19 protein-coding genes are annotated in these 17,854 nt (G+C 53.3%); 13 read left to right on the top strand and 6 right to left on the bottom strand.

From position 1 onward, the window contains the following. The first annotated feature begins 250 nt into the window (after window positions 1-250). From RG807_RS09865 to RG807_RS09850, 4 genes are all read left to right on the top strand, one after another. Window positions 251-733, top strand: coding sequence for a hypothetical protein (locus tag RG807_RS09865; protein ID WP_309044765.1), 483 nt, complete (start codon window positions 251-253; stop codon window positions 731-733). Window positions 734-835: 102 nt separating this feature from the next. Next, the gene (locus tag RG807_RS09860) at window positions 836-1,336 is read left to right on the top strand and encodes a pyridoxamine 5'-phosphate oxidase family protein (RefSeq protein ID WP_309044764.1); all 501 of its coding nucleotides are present in this window, start codon (window positions 836-838) and stop codon (window positions 1,334-1,336) included. Between the two features lie 105 nt (window positions 1,337-1,441). Further along, a complete protein-coding gene (locus RG807_RS09855; protein ID WP_309044763.1) occupies window positions 1,442-1,993 on the top strand; it encodes a hypothetical protein in 552 nt (183 codons plus the stop codon). 77 nt (window positions 1,994-2,070) lie between these two features. Then, the gene (locus RG807_RS09850; RefSeq protein ID WP_309044762.1) at window positions 2,071-2,472 is read left to right on the top strand and encodes a GFA family protein; all 402 of its coding nucleotides are present in this window, start codon (window positions 2,071-2,073) and stop codon (window positions 2,470-2,472) included. A gap of 72 nt (window positions 2,473-2,544) precedes the next feature. Here the strand turns inward: RG807_RS09850 and RG807_RS09845 are convergent, their stop codons facing one another. Both RG807_RS09845 and RG807_RS09840 read right to left on the bottom strand, forming a co-directional pair. Further along, a complete protein-coding gene (locus RG807_RS09845) occupies window positions 2,545-3,351 on the bottom strand; it encodes a hypothetical protein (protein ID WP_309044761.1) in 807 nt (268 codons plus the stop codon). Window positions 3,352-3,504: 153 nt separating this feature from the next. After that, window positions 3,505-4,572: a beta-N-acetylglucosaminidase domain-containing protein gene (locus tag RG807_RS09840; protein WP_309044760.1), complete on the bottom strand. Its 1,068-nt coding sequence runs from the start codon at window positions 4,570-4,572 to the stop codon at window positions 3,505-3,507. A gap of 127 nt (window positions 4,573-4,699) precedes the next feature. Between RG807_RS09840 and RG807_RS09835 the strand changes: the two genes are divergently transcribed. The 7 genes from RG807_RS09835 (at window position 4,700) to RG807_RS09805 (ending at window position 12,082) form a co-directional block, all read left to right on the top strand. Beyond that, window positions 4,700-5,761, top strand: coding sequence for an acyltransferase family protein (locus tag RG807_RS09835; RefSeq protein WP_309044759.1), 1,062 nt, complete (start codon window positions 4,700-4,702; stop codon window positions 5,759-5,761). 52 nt (window positions 5,762-5,813) lie between these two features. After that, a complete protein-coding gene (locus tag RG807_RS09830) occupies window positions 5,814-6,272 on the top strand; it encodes an ATPase (RefSeq protein WP_309044758.1) in 459 nt (152 codons plus the stop codon). A 140-nt stretch (window positions 6,273-6,412) separates the two neighbouring features. Next, entirely contained in the window at window positions 6,413-7,489 is a 1,077-nt protein-coding gene (locus RG807_RS09825) for a TRAP transporter substrate-binding protein (RefSeq protein WP_309044757.1), read from the top strand. Window positions 7,490-7,589: 100 nt separating this feature from the next. Continuing rightward, window positions 7,590-8,135, top strand: coding sequence for a TRAP transporter small permease subunit (locus tag RG807_RS09820; RefSeq protein WP_298452593.1), 546 nt, complete (start codon window positions 7,590-7,592; stop codon window positions 8,133-8,135). Then, window positions 8,132-9,427, top strand: a complete 1,296-nt coding sequence (locus RG807_RS09815) for a TRAP transporter large permease (protein WP_309044756.1) — start codon at window positions 8,132-8,134, stop codon at window positions 9,425-9,427. Before RG807_RS09820 ends, RG807_RS09815 begins: the two co-directional genes overlap by 4 nt. Before the next feature lie 208 nt (window positions 9,428-9,635). After that, window positions 9,636-10,946, top strand: a complete 1,311-nt coding sequence (locus RG807_RS09810; RefSeq protein WP_309044772.1) for a class I SAM-dependent methyltransferase — start codon at window positions 9,636-9,638, stop codon at window positions 10,944-10,946. 11 nt (window positions 10,947-10,957) lie between these two features. Continuing rightward, entirely contained in the window at window positions 10,958-12,082 is a 1,125-nt protein-coding gene (locus RG807_RS09805) for an NAD(P)/FAD-dependent oxidoreductase (RefSeq protein ID WP_309044755.1), read from the top strand. A gap of 80 nt (window positions 12,083-12,162) precedes the next feature. Here the strand turns inward: RG807_RS09805 and RG807_RS09800 are convergent, their stop codons facing one another. Both RG807_RS09800 and RG807_RS09795 read right to left on the bottom strand, forming a co-directional pair. Further along, a complete protein-coding gene (locus RG807_RS09800; RefSeq protein ID WP_309044754.1) occupies window positions 12,163-12,636 on the bottom strand; it encodes a Dps family protein in 474 nt (157 codons plus the stop codon). A 123-nt stretch (window positions 12,637-12,759) separates the two neighbouring features. Next, window positions 12,760-14,202 (bottom strand): dihydrolipoyl dehydrogenase, encoded by a 1,443-nt coding sequence (locus RG807_RS09795; protein ID WP_309044753.1) that lies wholly within the window; start codon window positions 14,200-14,202, stop codon window positions 12,760-12,762. Window positions 14,203-14,413: 211 nt separating this feature from the next. Here RG807_RS09795 and RG807_RS09790 point away from each other — a divergent pair, with 211 nt between their 5' ends. Continuing rightward, the gene (locus RG807_RS09790) at window positions 14,414-15,085 is read left to right on the top strand and encodes a LysE family transporter (RefSeq protein WP_309044752.1); all 672 of its coding nucleotides are present in this window, start codon (window positions 14,414-14,416) and stop codon (window positions 15,083-15,085) included. On the opposite strand, the gene RG807_RS09785 is transcribed toward RG807_RS09790, so the two are convergent. Next, window positions 15,030-16,091, bottom strand: a complete 1,062-nt coding sequence (locus RG807_RS09785; protein ID WP_309044751.1) for a 3-deoxy-7-phosphoheptulonate synthase — start codon at window positions 16,089-16,091, stop codon at window positions 15,030-15,032. The two genes, RG807_RS09790 and RG807_RS09785, sit on opposite strands and share 56 nt — an antisense overlap. 361 nt (window positions 16,092-16,452) lie before the next feature. Here RG807_RS09785 and RG807_RS09780 point away from each other — a divergent pair, with 361 nt between their 5' ends. Beyond that, window positions 16,453-17,241 (top strand): secretin N-terminal domain-containing protein, encoded by a 789-nt coding sequence (locus tag RG807_RS09780; RefSeq protein ID WP_309044750.1) that lies wholly within the window; start codon window positions 16,453-16,455, stop codon window positions 17,239-17,241. Between the two features lie 3 nt (window positions 17,242-17,244). Here the strand turns inward: RG807_RS09780 and RG807_RS09775 are convergent, their stop codons facing one another. After that, a complete protein-coding gene (locus tag RG807_RS09775) occupies window positions 17,245-17,748 on the bottom strand; it encodes a J domain-containing protein (RefSeq protein ID WP_309044749.1) in 504 nt (167 codons plus the stop codon). Window positions 17,749-17,854: the final 106 nt, after the last annotated feature.

Here is a 17,854-nt window from a genome sequence, read left to right as displayed (position 1 = left end):
AACTGGTCGCTATGAGATTGAGTATGAAAACGGTGTTAAATGTATCAAAGAAACGCCGAAGTCATATCGTGTTGAGAGATCTGACGGCAGCACAAAGCTGGTAAGGCAAGACTTGATTCGGAACTTAGAAGAGGTGCCTGGCCACACATAACCAGGCCAGTCACGGCGACGCCTACTACATTGCAGCTTCGCCTCCATTCCGTAGCGGCGCATGCTGGCGGCGTTATGTGCAAGGAAAGCTCGCGAAATCATGAAGGCTTTAAAGGTTGTCGGACTAATTGTCGTTGCCCTAATCGGGGCGTGGTATCTATTCGAGGATTACTGGTATAGACAAGCTATTCCCGAGAATATTGGTCTCAGTTACCGCATTTCTATTACCTCGGATTCCGGGCTCAGGGAAGGTTGTGGTACTGCCGTCTACAAATTGGGCGGTAAAACAGCAGAATCCATCCAAGAACAAGGTCTTAAGTTTTTTGAGGAATCAGGGCAGGCTCGAGGTCATTCTGACCGGTACTATACGTATGGGGAGTGGATGGAAACTCCTAGGGGTGACTGGGCCAGGTCGGAAAATTGGTCATATGAACTGCTTTGCGGCGGGAGTATTGGTGACTCTTTGTATGACGACATAGTAGAGAGCGGACGAACCGGTGGTTCGTACTATTCGTTCATGGATGAGGCCGTCCTGATGGTGATACCCGACAAGAAACTGGTGGTGTTCAGTTTCAATGGTTAAAGCACATAACCAGTGCAGGCACGGCGACGCCCACTACATTGCGCCTTCGGCTTCATTGCGTGGGCGCGCATGCTGCAAGCGTTATGCATTAAGGGAGAAACTATGAGTATCAAGGATGATTGGGGAAAAGTTAAGGCGGTACTGGAGCAGGGGCAAGCCTCGACTCTCTATTGTTCAATCGCAACCGTGAATCCGGACGGAACACCTCACATAACGCCTGTGGGCACAGTATTTTTAGGTGATGATCAGCGAGGGTATTTCTTTGATCACTATGCCCAAGCTTTGGGTAGCAATATTGATCAAAACCCTCACGTATGCATCATGGCGGTAAACGCAGGCCGCTTTTTTTGGCTGCGCTCTCTACTAAAAGGTCGCTTCGTTACCCCACCTGGAGTGAGGTTATACGGCAAAGTTGGGCCGATTCGTGAAGCTACTCCCCAAGAAGTCGAAAAAATAGAAAAACGGGTTAAGCCGTCGAGCTGGATGAAAGGCGCTCGGCAGCTCTGGACAGACTTCACCCATGTTAGAGACATTGAATTTACCCACTACAAGCCAGTCACTTATCCTGTGATGATGGATGGCATGTGGCCGAAACATGCATAACCAGACGGTCAACCGGACACCAAAAGCTTACTGCTTTTGGTTCCCTTCGCTGGCGCTCCGGTGCCGGTTACCTAAGCGTTATGCAAAAGGAGTAACGGTCGACTAATGGAAATTATAATTAATCCTTTTGGTGACCCATCGCAGCACAAAGTTGAGCGAGAGAAGGAGGAAGTTGAGAGCCTTCTTCAGAAATTTGAAAGCTATCCGGGGGGCTATGTTCCTGCTGAGGTAGGCACCAAGAACATCGGCAAAGGAGCAGACTGGCTCGTTGTCTCCGTGACGATTCTGTCTGGTGCAACCGGCCTATTTTTTGCCATTCCCGCAGCTCATAAGAAAGTCAGAGAAACACTGGAAGAATGGGACAGGATCTTCAATGAGTTCAAACGATTGCTTGAATGGCTCTCTATTAAAAAACCAGTGATGCTACCCGATGAGTACCTCTTTCTAGAGGCATTATCCAGATTGGATGAGGAATGCGAGGCTTCTGAATTGATGTTCTTGGGCGCCAATAAGATCCCAACAGACAATCCGAGCCTCCAAGGATTCGAAGACATGGTTTTTAGCTTCCAAGATGGAGGCATGATTGAGAGTGTAGCTGTGTCTAAATCTGGCAAAGTTCTCTGGCATCATAGCGTCGAGTCTGCCGGGAATGAATAACAATTCGCGGCACCCGGACGCACTAAAGTGCGCCGGTGCGCTCTGGCGTTAATAAATGTACAGAAGGAGATCCCCTCATGGGGCTGAAGGGAAGCTGTTTGTGCGGTGAGATAAGTTACGAAATAGACTCTGTGGATATGCCCATTGTGCATTGCCACTGCCAAACTTGTCGTAAAGCCCACGCTGCTCCATTTGCCTCTACGGCTGGCGTAAAGCGCGAGAATTTCCGCTGGCTGAAGGGTACAAGTTCCATTTCAACGTTCGAGTCCTCGCCAGGGAAATTGCGTCATTTTTGCAAATGCTGTGGGTCTCAGTTGGTGGCAGAGAGGCCGGCGCAGCCACATGTAATCGTTCGGGTAGCTACTTTGGACATTGATCCTGAATTGAGGCCAGAGGCTCATATTTGGGTTTCACATGGCGCTCCATGGCTTGAGTACGAGGGTGTGCGCAAACACCGAGAATGGCGTGACGACATTTAACCAGTCAATCAAGTTCGTTCCGGCCTGCGGCCTCCACCGGACGCCACTGACGTGGCGCCGCCAAGCTCAGCGCTAACGCTCACCCCTCGCGGCCAAAGTAACCCAAGATGCCTCTGCGTCTACAAGGTATTTATAGAGCCCCCGGATTGTGCTCTCATCGAACATCCTCATTTCCGGTGTTGAATGGCACTCCTTGAGTTCAGCCAGTTCTGCATCACTCAGTTGTTCCAGCATAACGTAACTGACTAATTGGCTATATTTTGTCGTTTCACGGGACATCTCTTCGAACTCGGCCTCATTATAGTATGAGTCCATCATTTCCCGGGTTCGCCCTAACATCGGGTACTTTTCCTTCATGTCCAGATTCATCAGCCAGAACATCTGCTTTGTGGCCTTCAGCCAGATTTCCGGATTGCGATATTGGCTCTGCAGAGGTTTCATTTTTTCCATTCGATCAGGGTCTGGCTCGGTAATGCCCAGGTCGAGGGGCACCAGTTTATCGCGAAAGGCCTGTGCGCCCTGCTTGGTCAGTCGCTGGTATTGAGCGAATTGGTATTTTTTCATGGCATCACTGGTGAAGCATTCCATTAGGCCCGCCAGATGCTTTTGTTCCAGGGATTTGGTGAACTCCTGCACCGAATAGCTATAAATCGCCTGGATATCGAGCTTACCGGCGAAGTCGCGGAGAATCCGTGCAAGCTTTTCGGTGGGCGCTCCCCGGGCAGTCCGGTTGTTGGCCTCAGAAACGCTCAGGCGGAAAGATAATACTTGCAGGTCAAGTCGACTGGCTTCTACGAGCTTTTTTACGTCATCCGGTGAGACTTCTGCTCTGGCCAATGGCATGGTGACCAGTAACAACAGTACAACAAGGTACTTCATAACGACCGCAAGCACTGATTAACTCAGAGCACTCCTTTGCGTTTTTTGAAAAAGCAGGGCGCAATGGTACCACCTGAACCTTAGTTAATGTGGAAGTGGCCAGCAAAACAAAGAGTCTGCGTGGCGGTTAGTATCGGGCTCGTGAAACGCACCTCACTGTGTCTGAACCATCTCATCCGTCACCTTGTACTCACCCACTAGCCACCGCAGAATTTCAGTGGCTGCCGGGTGATCATAGGCATCGTATGTGCGCATTAAGCTTTGCCGCTTTTCCTCGCTGATTCGCCCAAGCCCTGCGTCCTGAAGTACCAGCAAATCACTGTGAAGCTGCTCTGCCAACTCCCTTCCCAGCACTTCCTTGGCAGCATTGAAAAACGCATGTCCGTACTGGTATTCAGAACCCTGGCGATAGGATTCCGCCAGAGTTATGGCAGGTATCCTGGTTAACGTAGGCTGAAGCGCCGGGTTGATGCCATGGCCAGAAATATAAGCCCCGTTAGCCGCCGGCCGGCCTGTAAACCCTCGCAGGTGGAGGTGCTGCGACATGCGGTCGCCATCGTTCACCGGGTAGTTGTCCCAGAGCACAGGTTTGCGCCCAAGCTGCTCATTCACCCGTTTGAGGTGCCCCGGAGAAATCTCTCGGGAACAGACCTCCTCTCCGGTCCAGAAAACCTGGATGTCATGATCCAGCAGGCGGCCAAGGGTTTCCAAATAACCCGGTGGGCGCTCTCCAAACACACGGTCCAGCACCGGATCATCCGAATAGTAACTGGGGCATATTGAGAGAACCCGAGCCTGAGTGCGCTCCCGAATCCAGTGCATGATTTCTACTTGAGTTTCAGCAAGCCCCGGAGTGTCGGCGCGCATGTCATCAAACAGTATGGCCAGCTCATCAATCCCGATACGATCAAGCTGTTCGAGTTTTGTGGCCAGCGCGCTACGGGCGGCATCTTCAAAGTTATTGAAGATTTCAAAGGGGCTCAGGCCAATACCAAATCGCAGGCCTTGCTTACGGCAAAACCGGCCAAACTCCGCTAATTCTGAAACCATTTCCGGCGGGTGAGGCTCTTGCCAGCGGCGGCGCAGAAAGGCGTCGGCCTTGGGTGCATACAGATAAAAGCCGTATCCATGGGGCGCCAGCGCGCGAACCAGCTGCTGTCGCTCCTGCCAGTTCCATACTGGCCCGTAAAAGCCTTCGATAATGCCAAGTGTTGTACCCATGGCGCTCTCCCTATCAGCTCGGTGTGTTAACACATGGTATACCTACCGCAAGCGAATGGTATATCTCATCCGTATTGTCGGGCGCAAAAGCAAGCTACTATAAAGCGAAATCCCGACGGAACCGGCTATGAACCCATCTCAGGCAAGGCTGGGCAGTCTTGATGCATTGCGCGGCCTCGCAGCTCTGGGGGTGGTGCTTTTTCATTATCTGCCCTATTACGACAAACTCTTTGGCCATTCCTTCGAGTTGCCACAGCTGCTGACAGACACACTGCTCTTTGGCCGTTACGGCGTGCATCTGTTTTTCATTCTCAGCGGTTTCGTTATCTTCATGACCCTTGAGCGCACCCGTAATGCCGCCTGGTTTGGTTTGGCTAGGGCGGTGCGGCTGCTGCCAGCACTGTGGGCCGGCATTATTCTTACGTTCACATCTGTGCATTTTCTGGGCCCCGAAAGCCGCGCGGTCAGTTTTGAAACGGCCTTGCTCAACGCAACCTTACTCCATGAATATTTTGGCGCTGAGCATGTGGACGGCGCTTACTGGAGCCTTGTAATAGAGGTGACGTTCTACAGCTGGATGGCGTTGTTGTTTTATACCTTGCGAGACTGGTCACGGCTGCGCCTGGCCTTCTGGGTGTGGATGCTGGTGAGCTACGTGGGCGTGATCTGGTGGAAACAGATACCCGAGAGTGTGGAGTTCCTGGTCAAAGACCTGATGTTTGTGAAATATGCCCCACTGTTTATCGGGGGCATGCTGATTTACCGCCTATACCGATACGGCCGCCCGGTGGTGGGGGATGCCGTATTGCTGGCACTGGCGGTTTGCCACGGGCTACTTGCCTACAAAATGCCTTACAGTCTGTTTGTTGTGGGCTGCTTCGCGGTGTTTGCTATGGCCGTTGCCGGGCAACTGAACTGGCTGGCCAACCGGCCTTTACTGTGGCTGGGCGGTCTCTCGTACAGCCTGTATCTGGTGCACCAGAACATTGGATATGGGGTGATTAGCTGGAGCTACAGCGCAGGCCTGCCGGGATGGTTGGGCGTAGCTCTTGCGCTCTGCACAGCAATCGCGCTCGCCTCACTGATTCATTACACCGTTGAGAAACCCGCGCAGCGTCGGTTCAGAAGCTGGCGCAACCGCAATAGCACAGCGCGGACAATCGGCACCGCAGCAAAAGTAGCCGAATAGGCTAATCTGTGATCACTGGCTTGAACAAACCCCCGATTAACGGAGTTCGACCATGGAAATAAAAACCTTTGAAGACCTGATTGACTGGACTCGCCAACTGCACTCCCACTTGGCAAAGTGCCTGCATGATGCAGCGGAAAAGCACAGCAATGAGCGCGCAAGTGCGCTGATGGATTACGTTGCCAGCCATGAAACCCGGTTGGCAAATGCGGTTGTAGAATTCGAAAAGCAGGCCGACCCCAACGTGATGCAAACGCGCCTTTATGATTATCAGAAGCACACACCGTTTACCCCTGGAGCGGCCTGCGACCCTCGGCTCACCACCATGAGCTTTGATGACATAGCCAGAGAAGTCTTTGCCTTCCACGATGAGGTTATGGAGCTGTACAAAACACTCATTGGCAAGGCGGAAATCGAAGGCGCAAAAACACTACTTGAGGACTTACTCGCCCTTGAGCAACACGAAGCCATGCAGCTTTCCAGCCAGATCGGGCGAATGGCCGACCTTTGAAGCCGCCCTACGACCTATGTCGTACCGGGTTTGTTTTTCATTTTACTGTGGTGAGTTACTTGATAATGTAAACTAGTTGAAAGACCTCTCCAAAGAAGGTCCGGCTCGATCCATAACAATGACAAAAGGACACAAGAGCAATGAAAATTCGTTCTGTTCTATCGGCAGCCGTACTCGCCGTAGCTGCTACGCTCACCTCAGCACAAGCATTTGCACAAGACACTTTCACCCTGAAAATGGCAGAAACCTGGGGCCCTAACTTCCCGATTTTTGGCGACACCACCAAGAACTTCGCCAAGTCCGTTGAGGCCATGTCTAACGGCCGCCTGAAGATTCGCATAGATTCTGCCAACAAACATAAAGCGCCTCTGGGCGTATTTGATATGGTGAAGGCTGGCCAGTACGACATGGGTCACTCCGCCTCTTATTACTGGAAAGGCAAGGTTCCCGAAACTCTGTTCTTCACCAGCATGCCCTTTGGCATGAATGCCATGGAACAGTATGCCTGGTTTTATCATGGCGGTGGCATGGAGCTTATGCAGGAAGTGTACAGCCCTCACAACATGCTCTCCTTCCCCGGCGGTAACACTGGCGTTCAAATGGGCGGCTGGTTTCGCGAGGAAATCAAATCACTGGATGACCTGAAAGGTCTGAAAATGCGCATCCCGGGCTTCGCCGGTGAAGTCTTCGCGGAAGTGGGCGTGAACCCCACCAACATTGCACCGGGCGAGCTGTACACCGCGCTTGAGCGTAACACCATTGATGCGGTTGAGTGGGTAGGCCCAGCCCTGGATTTGCGCCTTGGCTTCCAGCAGATTGCCGATTACTACTACACCGGCTGGCACGAGCCCTCCACCGAGCTGCAGTTCCTGATCAACAAGAAAGTTTGGGAAAAGCTACCGGCTGATCTTAAGGAAATCCTGCGTGTCGCCATGCGCACCGCGTCCTACGACATGCTGGTGCTTTCTCAGCACGCCAACGCGGAAGCCTGGGCCAACATCAAGAAAGACTACCCGAACGTGCAAATCAAACAGTTCCCGCAGGACATTTTCCAGGCTATGTACGATGCCAACAAGAAGCTCCTGAAAGAAGCATCTGAAAGCAACGAGCAGGCAGCCAGAATTGTAAAATCCCAGCAGGACTATTTGGAACAGAGCCGCGCTTATACTGATATTTCTGAACGCGCCTACCTGAACACTATGGGCACAGTGCAGTAAGATAGCGTCTGAAAAGGAGCCGGGATCGCTCTGAAGGTGATCCCGGTTTTATTGTTTATAGCAACAGCAAAATCGCCAGCCCCCAGGCGGAGGATAGTGAATGCAGTGGATTATAAAGCTGGATGAGGGCCTCGCCCGTGTGTCCATTTTTTGCGGCTGGATTGCCTGCGTCGCAATGCTACTGATGACGGGCAACGTGTTTTACGATGTTGTCGCTCGATACGCGTTCAATGAAGTATCCATCGGCATGCAAGAAATGGAATGGCACCTTTACTCAGTGGTATTTCTGCTCGGCATCCCTTACGCATTACGCACTGACGGCCACGTAAGAGTTGACGTGTTTTACACACGCTGGAGTGGCAAGGCCAAAGCCTGGGTGAACCTGATAGGCGCCCTACTATTCGTTGTGCCATTTGCCTGGTTGATAGGGATTTACGGGTATGATTTTGCGTTGGACGCCTACGCCATGGGCGAAGGCAGTGGCGATCCGGGGGGATTGCCCCATCGGTGGATCATCAAATCTGTGATCCCGCTATCGGCGTTTTTTATCGCTATTGCCGGCCTTAACATGGCCACTTTTGCCTTGCGCGTGATGGCGGGCGACAAACAGTACGATGTTGAAAACAGCGGAGGTGGCCTCGCATGATCGGCATGATTATGTTCCTCGTCGCCCTGTTCATGCTGATGCTGGGCTTCCCTGTTGCGTTTACATTTGGCGGCGTAGCATTGTTCTTTGGTGTGTTTGCAGAAGGCATGGAGCTATTCGCCTTCATGCCCTATCGCATCATGAGCGTTATGCACAACACGGTGTTGATGGCCGTGCCCCTGTTTATCTTTATGGGCGTTGTTCTGCAGCGCACACGCCTGGCAGAGCAATTGTTAACGTCCATGGGCCGTTTGTTTGGTGGCCTGCCTGGCGGTTTGGCCATATCGACCATTCTAGTGGGCGCGCTGCTTGCCGCCTCCACGGGTGTTGTAGGGGCCAGTGTGGTTGCCATGGGATTGATCTCTCTGCCTGTCATGTTGGCTCACAAGTATGACAAGCGCCTGGCAACCGGCACTATTTGTGCGGCGGGAACCTTGGGACAAATAGTTCCCCCGTCGATCATCCTGATCATCCTGGGCGATGTGCTTGGGCTTCCCGTTGGCGATCTGTTCAAAGCTGCTGTCGGGCCGGGCGTCGTTCTTATCGGCCTCTACATTGTTTATATCCTGGTCATGACCCGCTTCAAGCCGGAGACTGCCCCGGCCATGCCGAAAGACAACAGCGTGTCCCGCAAAAAGGAAATCATGAACGCCCTGCTGGCGATCATACCGCCGCTGGCGTTGATTGTTATCGTGCTTGGCTCAATCTTTACCGGTATCGCAACACCCACAGAATCCTCCGCATTGGGCGGCGTTGGCGCCATTATTCTGGCCATCATCTATCGTCAGTTCTCATTCCAGATGGTGTGGGACGCCTCGAAAGATACGGTTAAAGTAACCGCCATGGTGTTCGCTATACTGATCGGTGCAACGGCCTTCTCAATGGTCTTCAGCTACACCGGGGGCGATTACTTGCTGGAAGAATGGATGCTGGCGCTTCCGGGCGAGAAGTGGGGTTTTATCATTCTCGCCATGCTGGTGATTATGGTACTGGGCTTCTTCATCGACTTTGTGGAAATCTCCTTCATCATCGTGCCAATTCTGGCGCCGGTGGCGGAAGCTCTGGGCATCAACATGCTCTGGTTCGCCATACTCATCGCCATGAACCTGCAAACCAGCTTCCTCACCCCGCCTTTCGGATTCTCCCTGTTCTATCTCAAAGGGGTCGCGCCGCCAAACGTTCGAACCGTCGACATCTACAAAGGGGTATTGCCGTTCATCCTGCTGCAGGTGCTGGTACTCGCGATGATCGTGGTATTCCCGGAGTGGTTTGGTATGAGTTCGTCTTACTGAGCCTTTCTGCAGCCGGGTCGCCCGACCCGGCTGTTACTCTTATCCCCGCACCGACCTGACAAACGCAAAACATTTTCTATACTGAACAAACGATCAAACATTCTCAGATGAGTATTCGGGATTAGCCTTGGCGGCGAGCTGCCGGCCTGAACAGCAATGTTAAGGTAAAGAGGAAGAGTCCGTGAACCAGAACAGCGTCCCAAAGAGCATTAAACGTAACACTCTATCCACTGGGCCAAATGAACATTCCAATCAGCGTCATGTCCTGAACCTTCCTTTAAAGGACACTCATGTAGAGCGCGCACCCCACACCCACGAGCGCTGGCTGATAGCCAAGCTGTTGCGCATGGCTGGGTCTCCCCCGGTCCGCTTCCAGCTATGGAACAGCGATGTGATTGAACCGCCGGAGCAACCGGCCCGTTTCACCATAACGCTTTCAGACCCAAAGGCGCTCTATGCGTTGGTTACCAATCCAAACCTGGCTTTTGGAGACCTGTACAGCGCCGGGCGCCTGGATGTTGAGGGCGATCTGCCGGAACTCATGGTCGCGATCTACCAGTCTATCCATCAAGCCCGGCAAAAATGGCCTAGATGGCTTGAAGCCTTATGGCGAAACCACAACCCCCGCTCAACCGGCCTGATGGAAGCTCGTGACAATATTCACCATCACTATGATCTGGGTAACGACTTCTATCGGCTCTGGCTGGATCAAGCCGAAATGCAGTACACCTGCGCCTACTACGAGCGGCCCGAGCTGAGCTTGGAGCAGGCACAACTGGCAAAGATGGAGCATGTGTGCAGAAAGCTCAGGCTCAAGCCGGGCATGACTGTGGTTGAGGCCGGCTGTGGCTGGGGCGGGCTTGCACGCTACATGGCTCGGAACTATGGGGTAACCGTTCACGCCTACAACATTTCCAGAGAACAGATCGCCTATGCGCGCGAACAAGCGCGCCAGCATGGATTAGAAAGCCAGATTGAGTACATCGAAGACGACTACAGAAACATCCGGGGACAATACGATGCATTCGTTTCGGTGGGCATGCTGGAACATGTAGGCAAGGAGAACTACCTCGCGTTATCCGAACTGATAAAGCGTTCACTCCGTCCCAACGGCATGGCGCTGCTTCACAGCATTGGTCGAAACACGCCCATGCTGATGAACGCCTGGATTGAAAAGCGCATTTTCCCCGGGGCCTACCCCCCAAGTATTGGGGAAATCATGACGCTGTGTGAACACAGCAGTTTTTCCGTGCTCGATGTAGAAAACCTCCGCCTCCACTATGCCCACACCCTAAGTGCTTGGCTGGAACGCTTTAATGCGGCAGAGGCGGATATCGCTGATATGTACGACGAGCATTTCACCCGTGCCTGGCGAATGTATCTGGCCGGATCCATTGCCGCCTTTCGAGCTGGCTCACTGCAGCTTTTCCAGGTTGTATTCACCCACGGCGACAACCACCAACTGCCAGCAACCCGACAGGACCTGTACCACTTCCCCGCGGCCCCCGAAAACGTTTGAGGTTACCGGCTATGGAGACTTATGACCTGATTATAGTTGGCGGCGGCCCGGCGGGGTCGACTCTGGCCAAAGCTCTGGAAAATAGTGGCAAGCGTATTCTGCTGGTTGATAAGCAGGATTTCCCTCGGGACAAAACCTGCGCCGGCTGGGTAACTCCTGCCGTTATTGAAGCCCTCGACATTGATTTGATTGAATACGGAAATGCTCGAACGCTTCAGCCTATACGCCGCTTCCGAATTGGAATGATGGGGCAGCCTGCAGTGGAAAACGATCATGGTAGTACCATCAGCTATGGTATCCGGCGCTGTGAGTTTGACGATTACCTTTTGGCGAGAACCAGCGTGCCGAAACAGCTTGGCACGCCCGTAAAAAGCATTGTTCGAAACGATGATTACTGGCTGATCAACAACACTTTCAGCGCCCCATTGCTGGTGGGTGCCGGCGGGCACTTCTGCCCGGTTGCGAAGCTGATTGGCGATGGCCCGGGAGGCCATGAAACTGTCGTGGCCGCCAAGGAAATCGAATTCGAAATGACCCCGGAGCAGGCCAAAGCCTGCAAAGCCCGAGGAGACACACCCGAGCTCTGGTTCTGCAAAGACCTCAAAGGATACGCATGGGTATTTCGCAAAGGTAACTTCCTGAACATTGGCCTGGGCCGCGAAGACAACCACAAACTCACGGAGCATCTACAGGATTTTGTAGAGAGTATGAAAGCGGCAGGCAGGATTCCTTCCGACCTGCCCGGGCGCTTCAAGGGTCATGCGTATTTACTCTATGATCATGCAGCACGAGCGCTGGTAGACGATGGCCTGCTGCTTATTGGCGATGCGGCGGGGCTTGCCTATACCCAAAGTGGCGAAGGGATTCGTCCGGCGATTGAGTCCGCACTACTGGCGGCCGACGTCATCCGGGATGCACAGGACTTCTCCGCCGCCTCCTTGCAGGCCTATGGCGATGCAATAGCAGCGCGCTTTGGCCACCGCGGATCTGTTACCGAAGAGGGTTTTCAGGTGCCGGACTGGATCAAAATGCCGCTTGCAGGCACCTTGATGCGATCCCACTGGTTTACGCGCAGGGTGGTGACTGAAAAGTGGTTCCTGCACCAGGAGGTACCAGCTCTGGCTGCAAATTCGTGATACACCCACTGTAGGCGATTGTAAAAATATCGGGCATAAAAAAGGCGGCCGATTGGCCGCCTCGCAGTCGCTTCCTGAGCTTAGTGCCCCAGGTAACTGCGATACATCCAGACCGTTTTTTCTTGCTGGGATATGTAGTCGCTCATCAATGCCACTGTGCCTTCATCTTGAGCATCGCCTGCAAGATTCAGCAAATCCCGCTGCTTGCCAATCAGCTTGGCAAAGCTATCGACGATATTGTTCATGGCCGTTTTGCCATCAGCAACGTCTTTCTGCTCCGGAATTTCCGACCGCTCAATATAGGTGCTGTAAGCGTGGGAAGGACGGTGCCCCAGCGTAAGAACACGCTCTGCAATTTCATCAATCTTGAGCAGCAGATCGTCGTACAACTCCTCAAATTTCACGTGCAGCTCAAAAAAGTTATCGCCTTTGATGTTCCAGTGATAACCGCGCACGTTCATATAAAAAATCTGGTAGTTGGACAGCAGATCATTAAGAGAGTCGGCCAGTTTTACGGTTTTTTCTTTATCCAGACCAATAAAATTCTTAGTCATCGTACATCTCCTTCGTGGCTGTTAATTCGAACCTGAAACCAATATAACCAAGGCTTCAGGTGTGCGTGAAGTTAACTTATCGCATACACGCCATAGCGGGAATCAATCTTAGAAAGCAACAACCTAAACGCCAGGGCCGCAATCGGTGCAGTCGCCCTCTGGAGCCGGGCCAATATTGAGATTTCGGTTGAGGTCTCTCAATGCAGTCCTCACACCCTCTTCAATCACCGGGTGGTAAAACGGCATTTCCAGCATTTCACTGACCGTCAACCGCCGTTGTGCCGACCAGGCCAAAAGGTGCGCTATGTGCTCGGCCGCCGGGCCAAACATCTCGGCCCCCATAAATAGCCCGCTGCCATGTTCGGCATAGACCCGAAGTAAGCCGCTGTTTTTGCCTATTACCCGGCTACGCCCCTGATTTTCGAAAGACACTTCACCTACGGCGAAGCAGCCACCGCACTGTTTATCCACCTCATCGATCGTCAAACCCACACTCGCTATCTGAGGGTCAGTAAACACAACAGCAAGGGGTGTGCTTCGCTTACCGGCCCTTACCTCCGGATAAGACGCTGCGTTGTTGCCGGCAATACGCCCTTCGTCGGCGGCTTCGTGCAGCAGTGGCAGATTGTTATTGGCATCGCCGGCAATAAAGATGTGACTCTGGCCACAGCGCAGCGTGTGCGCGTCGAACAAAGGCATGCCTTTGTCATCCAACTCTATATCTGCATTCTGTATGTCGAGGCTATCTACGTTAGGTCTACGGCCCGTGGCAGCAAGCAGATACTCAAAGGTTTCAGTTTTTTCGCCGGCATCACCATCAACATATGTGACAGCCACTCCACCATCCACACGTTCGACCCGCTTAACGTCTCCATTCGGGTCCAGAGGAAACTCTTCATTGAAGCGTTTGAGTGCATACTCTCGAATACTGTCGTCCTGGATTGGGCCTACCGCACCGCCCACTCCGAACATGCGCACCCGAACCCCCAGGCGACTGAGTGCCTGACCCAACTCAAGTCCGATCACCCCTGGCCCGAACACCACCACCGACTCTGGCAAGTCCTGCCAATCAAAAATATCATCGTTAACCACCAGGCGATCTTTCGCTTCCTTCAGAAAACCTGGGATATTCGGGCGGGAACCGGTTGCGATGATAATGCGCTGTGCGCTGATTTCGATTTTGTTATCGACGATGAGGCGGTTGGGCCCAGCGAAGCGAGCATGACCCTTAATCTTATGTCCCTCGGGAAACCCCTCCACTGTGCGGATAACCGAACCAACAAAACGGTCGCGCTCTGAACGCACCCGCTCCATGACCTGTTTACCATCCACCGAAATTTTGCCCGCTGACACTCCGAACTGACCTGCCTGCGCCATTTGATACGCGCTGTCTGCAGCGGCAAGGAGGAGCTTACTTGGCATACAACCCACTCTCGCACAGGTAGTGCCGTATTGGTCGCCTTCAATCAGCACTACGCTATCAGTGACCTTTCGAACACGACTGTAGGCAACCATTCCCGCCGTACCTGCACCGATAATGGCAACGTCAACTTCTCGCTTTTCCATAAAACAGTCTCCAGAACGTAATTCCCGCAAGCCGGGAACCGGGGTGAATTTCTAAATAGTAGTTCCACCAGTATAGAAGCCGGGATCATTTAATTCGGTACGTGAAAAAACCGACGACTGGATTTATGCTGACAGGCCGGTAAAAGTTCTGACAAACTCTGATGCTTAATACAGCCTAGCCCAGATACCCAACCTAGAGAGAAATTTCCGTATGAACAGTTACTGGCCAGAATTCCTTACTGTGTCGCTCGTCCACCTGCTCGCTGTGGCGAGCCCAGGGCCAGATTTTGCTGTGATGCTCCGGCAGGCATTGTGCCAAAGTCGCAAAAACGCTCTGCTTACAGCAACCGGTATCGGGGCCGGCATTCTGGTGCACGTAAGCTATTCACTGTTGGGTATTGGCTTGATCATCCAACAGTCGATTTTGCTGTTTACCGTTCTCAAAATTGCGGGCGCACTTTACCTCACCTGGATCGCCGTACAATGCCTGAGAGCCAAGGCAGGCGGAATCTACGTGGACACCAAAAGCAGCTCCCAACAGACAGGGTTTGCTGCCCTCCGGTTGGGTTTTCTGACCAATGCCCTGAATCCGAAGGCAACGCTCTTTTTCGTTTCGCTGTTCTCGGTTGTCATCAGCCCTGGCACGCCGGTGGCCATCCAGGCCGGCTATGGCGCATACATGGCACTGGCAACAGGACTTTGGTTCACCCTGGTTGCGGTGTTTTTCACGCTGCCTGCCGTACGCAAAAACTTTAACCGCTTCGGCCATTGGCTCGACCGGCTCATGGGCGGTGTTCTGTTGCTACTGGCGGGGCAGCTCTTGCTTTCTACAGTGAGCGGAGCAGAGCCTCCGTCTGATCCCAGCTCAGGCATGGGTCAGTAATAGAACAGCCGTAACGCAGGTCGTCGCCATCGTTTTGCCGGCCTGCTTCCAGAAAGCTTTCCAGCATCAGCCCACGAATTCCGGTATTGCCAGCATGCTTCTGTCGCATCACTTCACGGGCTACGTCGATCTGTCGTTCTGACTGTTTGCAGGCATTATCATGGCTACAGTCCACCATGATTGCGGCACACACACCCGCATCAGCCAGGCTTTGCGTGGCATGTTGAATGCTCACTTCGTCGTAATTGGTAATACCCCGGCCGCCACGCAGCACCAGGTGTGTGTCTGGATTACCCCGGGTGCTGACCATTACTGGTGCGCCATGGCTGGACACTCCCAGATGATGGTGTGGGTGTGCCCCAGACTGCATGGCATTAATCGCAACATTGATTCCGCCGTCGGTCCCGTTTTTGAACCCGGCAGGCATGGGCAAACCACTAACCATCTCGCGGTGAATCTGGGATTCGGTGGTACGGGCTCCGATGGCAGTCCAGCTCACCAGATCGCCCAGGTAATCCATGGCGAAAGGGCTCAGAGCCTCAGTGGCAAGCGGTAATCCCATTTCCGCCAGGTTCAGAAGCAGACGGCGCGAGCGCAGCAAGCCTTCGTTAAGGTCGCCAGCCCCAGTGCGCTCCGGATCGTACAGCAACCCCTTCCAACCCACTGTGGTTCTTGGTTTTTCCAGGTAGGCCCGCATAACAATCAAAAACCGATCGCTGACGGCGTCGGCGAGAACTTTAAGCTTTTCGCCATACTCCAGCGCAGCCACTTCGTCGTGAACCGAGCAAGGCCCCACCACAATTAACGTACGATCATCTACGCCGTGCAGAATGTCCCGGACAGCTTGGCGGTGCCTTTCCACCTGCCGTGCAAGTCGCTCATCCACAGGTAAGCGCTGGCGCAGCTCAGCCGGCGTTGGCAATGCAGTTTCCTGTCGGTGTGTTGCGGCGGCACTCTGCGCCTGGTCCATCTGGCGTTCCCCGGCAGTGTTTAAAGGCATGTTCATGTCTGTGTTCCCGTTTCCTTGCTTCAGAATCAAAAAAGCCCCGGCTGGGCTACAGTCGGGGCTTTTTGATTCCGACGGCAGCCTGGTTTTTCGCCGGGCTGCCATCCTCGTTGTTCGTTTGGTGAAGATGTTATGGGCGGCCCTGGCTCTGGCTAAAATAGCCATAACCAAACCACCAAAAAAACACAGCAGCGACTGCCGCCAACGGTTTTCGGCCGAAAGCTTGCAGAACATTCAATTGACAGATCGCTTGTGTCGTCTTCATGCTTATCAATATATACCCCGGGTTTTCAACTTGGCAACCCGTAAACCGGATTATTTAACAAACAAACCGGATTTATCAGAAAGATGGGAACCAACTATGACACTGAATTTACGGAATCTCAGCGTGCTGTTCCTCTTTATATCTGCGCTGGCACTTCTTTCGGGCGCAGGCTCGGCACTCGCTGAATCCCGGGCGTATCAGCTCAACAACCGGCCCGCAGCAGATGTTGCCAACCAGGTCAGAGAGCTTTATCAGGGCGAACCTGTGTCCATTACCGCCCAAGGGCAAAAAGTGGTCGTTCGCGGCGAGCAACATCTGCTGGATGAAATAGCTACCCTGGTAAACACCCTCGATGTGGCTCCGGCTCAACTCCGGATCACAGTGCGGTCTACAGAAGATATTGGTGGCAAGCGCTCCGGCGCCGGTGTCACCTCAACACGTAACGAGATTGGCGTAACTGCAGAGCACAGGGTTACCAGCACCGGCGGCTCCCGGGAACGAAGCCTTGTAGTTATGGACGGGCAATCTGCTCATATCAGCTCGGGCCAGGTACGCACTCTGCCCTTCGCAGTGCGCGGTGGCCGAAACCCCGCCGCCATCTTGACCCAAGTCGAAACGCGCAGCGGATTTGTGGTTAGCCCACAGGTGATTTCAGATCGCTCGGTAGAACTGAACATCGTATCTTTCGAAGCCGACCCTGCTGAGCTGAAGGGTTATGATACCCAAGCGGTCGTCACCATTCGCAGAGTAGAACCTGGACAGTGGATTTCCCTGGGTAGCACGTCAACGGAATCTACCAGCAAGCAGTCAGGCATTGCCTACAGCGTAAATAGCAGCCGGTCGGATAACCGAAGTTTTGAGGTCAAGGTAGACGTCATCCACTAACATTTACTCCCTGGTGCGCAGCAATACACTTTTGGCTTCGTTAATTTTTGCGGCCAGATAATCACTCCCGCCACGATCCGGGTGCAGCTTCTGTATCAGGCGGCGGTGCGCCAACACGACGTCTGCTTTCGAACACGCTGCTGTAACGCCGAGGATTTCGCAGGCCTCTCGCTCTGTCATTCCATTAAAGGGTGCTTGCCCAGCTCCGGCGTGCCCTTCATTTGATCCAGCATCGCCAGTATTATCTTTTCCGGTAAACAGCCGATTCAGCGCCGGAAAGAAACGAACGAGCTCGGGCAACTTCCGCAACAGCGGGATTAACGCTGCAATGGCGGCAGTCAGCACGTGCACTCGGCCGGTTAAAACCATTACCAGCAGAAGCACACCGCCAACAATAAGTACGAGCTTCCAGGTTGCAGCTTTCTTCTTTTCCGCCGACAATCTGCCCCACTGTTTCAGAATTACAAAGACGGCCGCCGCCAGCGCAATTCCCAGTATCCAATGCATGAATGATCCCTTACTGCTGAAAGAACGTAGTTCTGGCACCTAGTGTAACGACAATGTTCGCCAAAAGTACCTACAAACCGGTGACAACAGCACCCTGAATTTTGTA

Origin of the sequence: Marinobacter sediminicola (assembly GCF_031157525.1) — a bacterium.
In the GTDB taxonomy this organism is placed as follows: Bacteria; Pseudomonadota; Gammaproteobacteria; order Pseudomonadales; family Oleiphilaceae; genus Marinobacter; species Marinobacter sediminicola.
The sequence above is the reverse complement of the archived record's forward strand: the minus strand, read 5'-3'. Positions and strand labels throughout refer to the sequence as shown.